Here is a 10,950-nt window from a genome sequence, read left to right as displayed (position 1 = left end):
ATCCTGCGGCCGCTGCCGGCCGGGCAGGGGCGGCCCGGCCGGCAGCGGCCGCAGGATGTCGGTCGGCTCGATGGCCTGGGGCGCGGCAGCGGACCCGCCGGACGGCCGGCGCGCCAGCGCGGCGGCGGCCGAGCCGAGCGCGCCGGCGGCGACCGCGAGCAGGGCGCCGTAGTAGGGCGCGAGCTGGTAGCGGTCGACGGCGTCACCGGGACCGGCGGCCAGGTAGGCGAACGCCACCAGCACCGGTCCGGCCACCCCGGTCGCCCCGGCCACCAGCGGCGGGTGCCCGCGCCAGCGGGCCAGCGCCCCGGTCGCCGCGCCGGCGAGCAGCGCCGTGGTCGGCAGCACCAGCATCGCCAGGCGCTGCGCCGCGTCGGCGTCGAGCCAGGCCGGCTCGAAGACCCCGAGCCGGACCAGCGGCAGTGCCCCGGTGGCCGAGAACGACGGTACGGCCGACAGCAGCGCGAGCAGCCAGAGCACCCCGGCGACCGCCGCCATGTTCCAGCCGACCGGCGGCTTGAGCAGGACGGCCAGCGCGGCGCCCGCACCCACCACCGCGCCGAGGACGGCGCAGATGCCGACCGCCCAGACCGGGTCGACGGAGATGAGCTCGGCGGCCCGGGCGGGCTGCATGCACAGCGGCGCGACGACGGTGGCGCCGAGCGCGGCGGCGGCCGCGACGGCCAGCTGCCGTCCGGTGCCGGTGAGCGTCCCGTCCCGCCGGGCGACACGCTCGGTGAGGACGGCACCGACCACGGCGGCGTTCGCCGCGCACCAGCCCACCCAGACGAGCTGGGCCGGCCACTGGTTGACGGTGACGCCGGTGAAGGTGCCGGTGAGCCGCAGGATGCCGAAGCCGTACGCGAGCCCGAGCTGGCCGGCGCCGGCCAGCAGGCTCACCCCGAGCGCCGTGAGCAGCAGCCTGCTCCAGGTCCGAAAGGCCATGTCCGGCACGTTACGGTCCGTTGCGCCCGATCGCCACCGGCGCGCCGTGCGGCGTGCCGGCCCTGCTCGCGGCGGGTCTACTTGAGTTCGACCAGGCGGGCCAGGTAGGTGGTGTCCCCGACGTTGGTGAGCATGTGGACGGCACCCGGGTCCCGGTAGACCACGCCGCCGGTCGGCTCGTCGGCGTCGATCCGGGTGCCGTCGATCGTCTGCACCACGTTCTTCGCGCCCTGGATCGCCACCACCAGGTACGGGTGGTCGTGCCGGTGCAGCGGCTGCCGCTCGCCGGGTTCGAGGCGGATGTGCCACACCCGTACCCGGTCGTTCTCGTACACGATCTCCTGGCCCACGGGCCCGAGCTCGTGTTCCTCGATCACCTCGGTCATCGGTCTCCGTCCAGGTGAGGGAGCACCTCGGCGGCGATGAGCTCGAGGTGGTCCAGGTCGGCGAAATCGATCAGGCGCAGGTGCACCCGGGTCGCGCCGGCGGCGGCGAACTCGCCGATCCGGTCGACCAGCTGCGCCGGCGAGCCCACCACCGGGTCCTCCGGTGGCAGGGCGCTCTTGACGTGCAGCGGGGCGGCCCGCCGCCGGGCCTCGGCGTCGGTCCGGCCGATCGCCACCACGATCCCGGCGGAGAGCACCAGCGGCGCCCGCCCGGACGCCGCCCGTCCGGTCCGGTCGCAGGCCTCCCGCACCCGCTCGTACGCCTCGGCGGTCTCGGCCACCGACTTGAACGGCATGTTGAACTCGTCCGCGTACCGGGCGGCCAGTTCCGGGGTGCGCTTCGGACCGCGCCCGCCGATGATGACCGGCGGCCCGGGGGTCTGCACCGGCTTCGGCAGCGCGGGCGCGTCCACCAGCCGGTAGTGGGCACCGGTGAAGCTGTACGTCCCGCCGGGCGGGGTCCGCCACAGCCCGGTGATCACCTCGAGCTGTTCGGCGAGCCGGTCGAACCGCTCGCTGACGCCGGGGAACGGGATGCCGTACGAGGTGTGTTCCCGCTCGTACCAGCCGGCGCCGATGCCCAGCTCCACCCGGCCGCCGCTCATCTGGTCGACCTGGGCCACCATCACCGCCAGCGGGCCGGGCAGCCGGAAGGTCGCCGAGGTGACCAGGGTTCCGAGCCGGATCCGGGTGGTCTCCCGGGCCAGCGCGGCCAGGGTCAGCCAGGCGTCGGTGGGGCCGGGCAGGCCGGGGTCCTCGCCCATCGACTGGTAGTGGTCGGCCCGGAGGAAGCCCTCGAAGCCGCCCGCCTCGGCCAGCCGGGCGAACCGGAGCTGGTCGTCGTAGCTGGCGCCGCGGTGCGGCTCGGTGAAGACGCAGACCCGCATGCTCATGACCGCACTCCGCTACGCCGCGTGCCGCCATGAGGCTCGGCGGCGCTGAGCTGGCTGAGTCGCTCGCTGCGCTCGCTCATCGCCGTTCCGCGCCGGCGGGCGCCGGCACGTCGCGCTCCATCAGCAGCTCGTGCAGGTCGGCGCTGACCTGGGCCACGTCGGCCAGGTGCGCGTTGCGGCCCAGGGTGCGCGGCCGCGGAATGTTCACCTCCAGGATCCGGCGGATCCGGCCGGGGCGGGGGCTGAGCACCACCACCCGGTCGGCCAGCAGGACCGCCTCGTCGATCGAGTGGGTGACGAAGACGACGGTGGGGGAGCTCTCCATGTGGATCCGCTGGAGCTCGCCGGCGAGTTCCTCGCGGGTGAGCGCGTCGAGCGCGGAGAACGGCTCGTCCATCAGCATCACCCGCGGCTCGCCGATCAGCGACCGGCACAGCGAGACCCGTTGCTGCATGCCGCCGGAAAGCTCGTGTGGCAGGCGCTTCTCGAAACCGGCCAGGCCGGCCAGGTCGAGCAGCTGCCGGGCCCGTTCCCGGTGCCTGGCCCGCTTCCAGCCGAAGATCTCCACCGGCAGCAGGACGTTGTCCAGCACCGTGCGCCAGGGCAGCAGGGCGGGGCGCTGGAAGAGCATCGCGATGTCCCGGCGCGGGCGGGTGATCGGCGTACCGGCCACGGTGATCTCGCCGCTGGTCACCGGGAGCAGGCCGGCGATCAGCCGGAGCAGCGTGGACTTGCCGCAGCCGGAGCGGCCGAGCACGGCCACGAACTCGCCCTCCGCGACGTGCAGGTCGATGCCGCGCAGCGCCTCGACCCGCCCGCTACGGCCGTCGAAGGTGCGGGACACACCGGACAGTCGGATCATCCCCGGCGACCTTCCCTGAGTGGGCGATCAGTAACGCGGCAAAGGGTATCCGGCTCGTGCCCGTGACGCACCGTCCGGGGTGGACGTCACTTTGTTTCCGTTCCGCAACCCGGTACGCCTGGCACCACAAAGGTGTGCTTCTCGTACGCTGTGCCCGCGAAGAGTCCCCTCACGACGGTGGTGTCGGCTTCACCCCCTCCGCCGACGCCGCCAGACAACCCCTCCGGTGGCCAGCGGGCCCCGGTCGGAAAGGACATGGTGCACTGATGAGAAGGCTGACCCGTACGGTCGCCACGGCCGCCCTGGCCACCGCGCTGGCCCTGGTATCGGCGTGCAGCGGTGGTTCCGACTCCGGCGACGACGCCAAGGCCCCCGACGGCGCGGCGCTGGAGAAGGTGACCTACCTCACCTCGTTCGGCAACTTCGGCCGCGACTCCTACGCCTGGGTGGCGAAGGAGAAGGGCTTCTTCAAGGACGCCGGCTTCGACGTGGAGATCAAGCCCGGCCAGGGCACCGGTGCCGTCATCCAGACGATCGTCGGCGGCCAGGCCCAGTTCGGCCCGATCGACCTGACCGGTGGCCTGCTCCAGCTCGGCAACGGCCAGGCGAAGGACTTCGTGGCGGTGGCCGCGATCCAGCAGCGCACCATGGCGGCGATCGCCACCGTCGAGGGCAAGAACATCGCGTCGCCGAAGGACCTGGAGGGCAAGAAGCTCGCCGACACCCCCGGCTCCGTGGTCCGCAACCTCTTCCCGACGTACGCCCGGATGGCCGGCGTGGACGCCAGCAAGGTGACCTGGGTCAACGGTGAGGCGCAGACCCTGATGGGCACCCTGGCCAGCGGCCAGGTGGACGGCATCGGGCAGTTCGTCGTCGGCCAGCCGACGATCGAGACGGTGACCAAGAAGAAGGCCGTCCTGCTGCCGTACAGCAACGTGATGCAGGACCTCTACGGCAACGTGCTGATCACCTCGGCGAAGATCGCCAAGGAGAAGCCGGAGATGGTCAAGCGGTTCACCGCCGCCCTGCTCAAGGGCCTGGAGTACAGCCTGGCCAACCCGAAGGAGGCGGCCGAGCTGTTGAAGAAGAACGTGGACGCCACCAACATCGATGCGGCCGCCGCCGAGCTGCAGCTGATGGCCGGTTACGTCCGCTCCAGCAACTCGGGCACCGCGATCGGCACCCTGGACAGCGGCCGGGTCGCCAAGAGCATCGCGATCCTGCAGGGCGCCGGGTCGCTCAAGCAAAACATCACCCCCGACCAGATCATCGACTTCAACCTCGCGCCGAAGGCCTGATCGACGTCGAGCGTGCCACGGGGGTGCGACCCGCCGGGATGCCCGGAGGGCGCACCCCCGTCGCGTGCCGGCGGCGGCCGGCAGGAGAGGAGGACCCGTGACGGAGACGACCGGTACCCGATCCGGCCCCACCGGGGCGGGCCGGGCCACCGACCCTGGCGTACCCCCGGGGGCGACGCCCACCACGGCGCCGGCGGTCCCGGCCGCCCGCCGGTCGGAGGTACGCCCGGGAGCGGTGGGCCTGCCGCTGCTCGGCCTGGTGATCGCGTTGACCGTCTGGTGGCTGGTCACGTCGGTGTTGGAACTGGTGCACCCGGCGTCCCTGCCGCCGCCGCAGGCGGTGTGGCGCTCGCTGACCTCGACCGTCGACGTGCTGCTGCCGGCACTGGGCTGGACCACCCTGATGACGCTGGTCGGCTTCCTGCTCTCGGCGGTCGCCGGGGTGCTGATCGGGATGGCGCTGGCCGCCTCCCGCCGGGTCGAGCGGATGTTCGCGCCGCTGCTGGTGGCGGTCAACGCGGTGCCGAAGATCGCCCTCGGCCCGCTGCTGGTGGTCTCGGTCGGCTGGGGCGAGAAGCCGATCCTGACCATGGTCTTCCTGCTCTGCTTCTTCCCGATCGTGCTCTCCACGGCGACCGGTCTCACCACCACCCCGGCGGACCTGGCCGAACTGGCCCGGTCGCTGAACGCCTCGTGGTGGCAGGCGTTCCGCAAGGTGCGTTTCCCGGCCGCGCTGCCGCAGATCTTCGTGGGGCTCAAGGTGGCGATGCCGCTGGCCGCGATCGGCGCGGTGATCGGCGAGTTCTACTCGGACCTGCCGGGCCTGGGCTACCAGATCCTCCAGTACAACGGCATCGGCGACACCGCGACCGCCTGGGCGGCCATCGTGCTGATCGCGGCCATGAGCATCCTGCTCTACAGCGCCCTCTCCCTGGTCGAGCGCCTGGCCCTCCCCTGGCTCCGCGAAACCACCAGCAGCCGCTAACCCAACGAAGAACCAAACGTCGACAGGGGACGGTGTCAGATCCCCACCCCAAGCTGTGGCGGGCCGGCCCCCACGAGAGGAGGCCGGCCCGCAGTCGTCACGAAGCCCCGAGCACAGGGGTGTGGCCTACCGTGCCCGGCGGAGGGATCAAGCCTGACCGCCCGGAGCCGGGCACGGTAGGCCACACCCCCACCGCGCCCACGACGAGGCCACAGGCCCGGAACGAGCCCGAGAATCAGCCAGCCAACCGCCAACGCCCATTCCGCGCCACCAGCGTGGTGAGCGCCTGCGGCATCAGCCCGGAGTGGTTGTCCGGCGTCATCCGGATCGGCCCGGAGAGACCGTCCATCTGGGACGTCTCCAGCACGTCCCGGATGCCGTCCCGGTTCACCTGCCCGGCCGGCCCGCCGGCGCGCAGTTCGGCGTCCGCGATGAGCTGCACCGCGTCCGCGGCGAACGACGAGGAGCCGTGGTAGCCGCCGAAGCGGGCGGTGTAGTCCTGGAACCACTGCCGACGGGCCGCCTTCGCCGGGGTTGTGGCGATCACGTCGTCGATCACCATGGTCTGCGTGAAGATCAGCGTGGCCCGTTCGGTGGCCCGCGCCGCGGTGCCGAGGAAGAGGTCGCCGGCGGCCGAGGCGTCGAAGAAGAGCGCCCCCTTGAAACCGGCCTGCTGGGCCGAGGTCGCGGCGAGCGTCGCCTGCTCTGGCGGGGTCCACACGACCAGCGCGTCCGGGTCGCGCGCGGTGAGGACGCCGACCTGCTGGCCGACCTCGGTGGCGGTGTTCGGCACCGCCACCTCGCGCTGTGACCTGACGTTCGCCTTGCCGAACTCGCGGCGCAGCGCGGCGAGCCCCTCGCGGCCGTAGTCGTCGTCACTGTGCAGCACGCCGACCTTGCGGATGCCGGCCCGGCGCAGCTCGGCGGTGAGGGCGGCGGCGCTGTCGGCCGCGTTCGGGGCCAGCTTGAACACGTACCGGCGCTCGGCCACCGGCTCGGCCACCGCGCCGGACGCGGCGAGGGCGATGGTGGGGATGCGCTTCTCGTCGATGGTCCGCGCGGCGCCCACGGCGCATTCGTTGCAGCCGCCCATGATGATCGCGCTCACCTGGGCGTCCTCGCTGAATTCGCTGATGTTGCGCAGCGACTCGCTGGCGTCGGACCGGTTGTCCTTCACCTTCAGTTCGATCTTCCGGCCGTCCAGCGCACCGGAGGAGTTCAGCTGGTCGACCTTGAGTTCGAGGGCCCGCTGGTACGCCTTGCCGACCGGCGCGGCCGCGCCGGAGAGTTCCAGGTCGGCGGCGATGACGATGGGACTCGTGTCCTGCTCCTCCGCGCCGAACTGGCAGCCGGTGAGTGTGGTGGCCAGCACGGCCGATGCGAGCGCGGCGGCGGTCGCGGAGCGGATGGGGCTCAACTCAGTCCTCCAGGTGCGGCGCGGGCGCTACTGCCCGGTCACCGCCGGGTAATCCGTCCTCAATGGAGTGACGGTATGGTCTCTGCCGTACGGTGTGCGCGAAGCCTGCAAAACCATGCCAACGCCGCGCGCTGCGGTCAAGCTGCAGCGGCCGGAGGCATTTCGGGACACGGATCCCACATGTTGGGGTCACGAGATGTTTGCAAACGCTCACGCTACCGGCAGGTATGACCACTCTGAAGTCACATGCCCTGTTCACGGGCTTGGGGAAATGTAGGTATCTGTTGACCGGATCACGGGTTGCGCGTCGTGCGACCGTTTCCTGCCCGCCTGCGGCTTCCCAAAAAACTTCTCGTCTGATGAAATCGCGGCCGTGCCGCGCGTGGCGCTGGCCGCTGCACCAGGCACGGGTCGGTGGGTCAGGCGTGGGAGAAACGACGGAGGCGATGTCGTGAGCACCGGACCGACGACCCTGCCCGAAAGTGGCGACAAGCGCTCGCGTACCCGCCGGCGAATGCCCCGCCTGCGCGACGTCCGGATCCGGTCCAAGCTCGCGCTGATCCTCGTCGTGCCGGTCGCGGCGGTGATCGCGCTCGCCACCGTTCGGCTGGTCTCCGTCGGTCAGGGCGCGTTCGACGCCACCCGGGCCCGGTCCCTCACCGCGCTCTCGATCGACGTCTCCGCGCTCACCCAGGCCGTGCACGCCGAGCGGATGGCGGCGTCCGCCTTCCTGGCCAGCCCGCAGCAGCAGGCCGACGCGTTCAACCTGCGGGTGCGCCAGACGCAGCAGCGGGTCGACGAGTACCGCGCGGAGCGGGACCGGATCGGTACGCCGCCGGCGGCGGTCCGGGACCGGCTCGCGGCCATCGACAGCCACCTGGAGACGCTGGACAGCACCCGGCAGGAGGTGCTGGACCGGCAGCAGATGGCGGTCGCCGAGGCGGCGCTGCGCTACGGGGTGGTCCTCGCCGACCTGGTCGCCTACGGCGACGGGCTGGCCCAGCTGCCCGGTGACGAGCAGCTGGCGGACAGCCGGCGGGCGGTCGCGGCCTTCGCCCGCGCCAAGGCGGCGGTCGCCGAGCAGGAGTCCGTCGCGTTCACCGCGCTCAGCAGCGGCGAACTCGACGAGGAGCAGTTCTCCTCGTTCGTGGCCACCCAGACCAGCCAGCAGGAGGCGCTGATCGCCTTCTTCCTGGCCGCCGACCCGGCCCAGCGCGCCCTGGTCGACAACACCGTCTCCGGCGACGCGGTCGTGCTGGCCGACCGGCTGGCCGCCGACATCACCCGCTCGGTCGGCCAGCGCTCCCTGGTCAGCGCCCAGGACGCCACCACCGCCATCGGCGCCGTCAACGACCTGATGCGGTGGGCCGAGATCCAGTTGCAGGACCGGCTGCTCACCCAGGCCGAGGACGCCCGCTCGGCGGTGATCCGGCAGGCCGTCATCGAGTCGGTGCTGGTGCTGCTCACCCTGCTCATCGCGATCACGCTTGCGGTGGTGCTGGCCCGCTCGCTCAACCACTCGCTGCGCCGGTTGCGCGAGGGTGCCCTCTCGGTGGCCAACCACGACCTGCCGGACGCGGTGCAGCGGCTGCAGAACATGGGCAGCGTCTCCGAGGGCGGCGTCGACGAGATCGTCCGCGAGGTGCGCGACCCGATCAAGCTGGACAGCCGGGACGAGGTGGGCCAGGTCGCGCTGGCCTTCAACGTGGTCCACCGGGAGGCGGTCCGGATCGCGGCCGAGCAGGCCGCGCTGCGGACCAGCGTCTCGGCGATGTTCCTGAACCTGGCCCGCCGCAGTCAGACCCTGGTCGATCGGATGATCGGCGAGCTGGACGCGATCGAGCGCGGCGAGGAGGACCCGAAGCGGCTGGCCCAGCTCTTCGAGCTGGACCACCTGGCCACCCGGATGCGCCGCAACGACGAGAACCTGCTGGTGCTGGCCGGTGCCGACTCCGCCGTGCCGCGCCGCGACGACGCCCTCCTGGTGGACGTGCTGCGAGCCGCGCAGTCCGAGGTGGAGCTCTACAACCGGATCGAGTTCGGCACGGTGGACACCGACGTCTCGGTCGCCGCGCACGCGGTCAACGACGTGGTCCGGCTGGTCGCCGAGCTGCTCGACAACGCCACCCGGTTCTCGCCGCCGAACACAGTGGTGGTGGCGGACGGCCGGCGGATCCGCGACTACGTGCTGATCCAGGTGGAGGACCGCGGCCTCGGCCTCTCCGACGAGCAGCTCGACTCGCTCAACCGGCGGCTGGCCGCCCCGCCGAGCGTCGACGTCGCCGCCTTCCGGCTGATGGGCCTGGCCGTGGTGAGCCGGCTCGCGGCCCGCTACGGCATCCGCGTCGACCTGCGCCGCAACGTCGAGGGTGGCACCGTCGCCCAGGTGACGCTGCCCGCCGCCACGGTGGTGCTGCCGAGCCTGCGCGACCGCGGCCAGGCCATCACCCGGCCGCGTCAACCGCTCGCGGTCGAGCAGAGCCCGCGCGCCACGTCCGGGTTCGGTGAGCCGCTGGCCGGGTGTACGGCTGCGGCCACCCTGCCCGACCAGTGGCGGACCGAGCCGGCGGCGCCGGCGCCGTGGCCGGCCCGGGAGCAGGTACGGGACACCACCTCGCCGGTGCAGGCCGGCAGCCCGCCGGCGACCCACCCGACGCTCACCCCGCCGCCGGCGGCCCATCCGGGCTTCAGCGCCGACCAGGCCGGCATGCCGGCCGACGGACGCTCCACCCTGGACCGGCTGCCCCGGCGTACGCCCGGCGCGGCGGCCGACGGCGGGCCGCTGCTGCCCGCCGGTCCGGTCGCCGGCACCGCCGCCGGCACGTCCGCGACGAACCCGGTCGCGACGACCGGCGGCGTCCCGAGCGCTGGCTTCCCGAGCGCCGGCGTCCCGAGCGGTGGCTTCCCGAGCGCCGGCGCCCCGAGCGCTGGCTTCCAGAGCGCTGGTGCCCCGAGCGCCGGCGTGCCGAGCACCGGCTTCGGTCGCGGGCTCGGCGCCGACCTGGCCGCCACCGCACCCATGGCGCAGCCGGCCGCGCCGATCACCCCGCGCCCCGAGCAGCCGGCCGAGGCGCCGATCTTCCGGGAGATGGAAGCGGTCTGGTTCCGCTCGCACGGCGACGACGTCACGACCATCTTCGCCCGGCCCAACTTCGACCAGGACCCGTCCGCCATGGCGGGGACCGGGACGCAGCAACCGGCGGCGGCGTCGCCCGCGCGGCCACCGCTGCCCACCCGATCCCCGGGTGCGTCGGCCACGCCGCCGCCCGCCCAGCCGCCGCCGTCGTACACTCCACTGGCCGCTGACGCGTCGAGCACGGCGGCGCCGAGCCCGGCGGCGTCGGCCACGGCGGGGCCGGACCCGGCGGCGTCGGCCGCCGCGTCGGACCCGGACGCCTGGCGGACGGCCGCCGACGAGGGCTGGTCCCGGGCGAGCCGGGCCGCCGAGCCCACCACCGGCGGAACCACCCGGTCCGGGCTGCCCAAGCGGGTCCCGCAGGCGCAGCTGGTGCCGGGCGGCATCGAACCGCGCGGTGGCCGGGCACGGACCCGGCGCACCCCGGACGACGTACGCGGCCTGTTGTCGGCCTACCACCGCGGCGTACAGCGCGGCCGGTCGGCCGGAACGGACCAGAACAGCACCTCGACCAAGGAGACGAGCCGATGAACAGGCCAGCTGCGATGCAGGACATGGGTTGGCTGCTCACCAACTTCGCCGACAGTGTGGCGGGTATCGCCCACGTGGTGGCGGTGTCCGCCGACGGGCTGCTGCTCGCCTCCTCCCGGGACCTGCCGGCGGACCGGGCGGACCAACTGGCCGCGATCACCTCCGGCGTGGTCAGCCTGACCGAGGGCGCGGCGCGGATGTTCAGCGCCGGTGGCGTGCTGCAGACGGTCATCGAGATGGACAGCGGCTACCTGTTCCTGATGTCCATCAGCGACGGGTCGTCGATGGCCGTGCTCGCCGCCCGCAGCTGCGACGTCGGCCAGGTGGGCTACGAGATGGCACTGCTGGTCGAGCGGGTCGGCGCCGCGCTGGTGCCGCTGCCCCGGGACGCGGTGCGGTCGTAGGGCGGCGACGCGCCGGCCCGCGCGTCGACCAGG

The 10,950-nt window shown here is 73.2% G+C and carries 8 protein-coding genes and 1 pseudogene; 4 read left to right on the top strand and 5 right to left on the bottom strand.

The annotated features are described in order from the left end of the window. The 4 genes and pseudogenes from DLJ47_RS18625 to DLJ47_RS18610 all read right to left on the bottom strand — a co-directional run. Window positions 1–945: pseudogene (locus DLJ47_RS18625) on the bottom strand (hypothetical protein); the annotation flags it as partial. 77 nt (window positions 946–1,022) lie between these two features. Then, the gene (locus DLJ47_RS18620; protein WP_088991906.1) at window positions 1,023–1,331 is read right to left on the bottom strand and encodes a cupin; all 309 of its coding nucleotides are present in this window, start codon (window positions 1,329–1,331) and stop codon (window positions 1,023–1,025) included. Beyond that, complete coding sequence (locus DLJ47_RS18615; protein WP_109901220.1) at window positions 1,328–2,278, bottom strand: LLM class F420-dependent oxidoreductase; 951 nt, start codon at window positions 2,276–2,278, stop codon at window positions 1,328–1,330. Before DLJ47_RS18615 ends, DLJ47_RS18620 begins: the two co-directional genes overlap by 4 nt. Before the next feature lie 82 nt (window positions 2,279–2,360). After that, a complete protein-coding gene (locus tag DLJ47_RS18610; protein WP_109901217.1) occupies window positions 2,361–3,146 on the bottom strand; it encodes an ABC transporter ATP-binding protein in 786 nt (261 codons plus the stop codon). Window positions 3,147–3,412: 266 nt separating this feature from the next. Between DLJ47_RS18610 and DLJ47_RS18605 the strand changes: the two genes are divergently transcribed. Continuing rightward, window positions 3,413–4,444, top strand: a complete 1,032-nt coding sequence (locus DLJ47_RS18605) for an ABC transporter substrate-binding protein (protein ID WP_088991909.1) — start codon at window positions 3,413–3,415, stop codon at window positions 4,442–4,444. A 97-nt stretch (window positions 4,445–4,541) separates the two neighbouring features. Next, window positions 4,542–5,429, top strand: a complete 888-nt coding sequence (locus DLJ47_RS18600; protein ID WP_109901216.1) for an ABC transporter permease — start codon at window positions 4,542–4,544, stop codon at window positions 5,427–5,429. Window positions 5,430–5,664: 235 nt separating this feature from the next. On the opposite strand, the gene DLJ47_RS18595 is transcribed toward DLJ47_RS18600, so the two are convergent. Continuing rightward, window positions 5,665–6,846, bottom strand: coding sequence for an ABC transporter substrate-binding protein (locus tag DLJ47_RS18595; protein WP_109901215.1), 1,182 nt, complete (start codon window positions 6,844–6,846; stop codon window positions 5,665–5,667). Window positions 6,847–7,297: 451 nt separating this feature from the next. Here DLJ47_RS18595 and DLJ47_RS18590 point away from each other — a divergent pair, with 451 nt between their 5' ends. Together DLJ47_RS18590 and DLJ47_RS18585 are read left to right on the top strand one after the other, a co-directional pair. Beyond that, window positions 7,298–10,513 carry a sensor histidine kinase gene (locus DLJ47_RS18590; RefSeq protein ID WP_109901214.1) on the top strand — a complete coding sequence of 1,072 codons (3,216 nt, stop codon included), beginning with the start codon at window positions 7,298–7,300 and terminating at the stop codon, window positions 10,511–10,513. Then, window positions 10,510–10,917 carry a roadblock/LC7 domain-containing protein gene (locus tag DLJ47_RS18585; protein ID WP_030329975.1) on the top strand — a complete coding sequence of 136 codons (408 nt, stop codon included), beginning with the start codon at window positions 10,510–10,512 and terminating at the stop codon, window positions 10,915–10,917. Before DLJ47_RS18590 ends, DLJ47_RS18585 begins: the two co-directional genes overlap by 4 nt. Window positions 10,918–10,950: the final 33 nt, after the last annotated feature.

Origin of the sequence: Micromonospora sp. S4605 (assembly GCF_003176715.1) — a bacterium.
Classification (GTDB): domain Bacteria; phylum Actinomycetota; class Actinomycetes; order Mycobacteriales; family Micromonosporaceae; genus Micromonospora; species Micromonospora echinaurantiaca.
The sequence above is the reverse complement of the archived record's forward strand: the minus strand, read 5'-3'. Positions and strand labels throughout refer to the sequence as shown.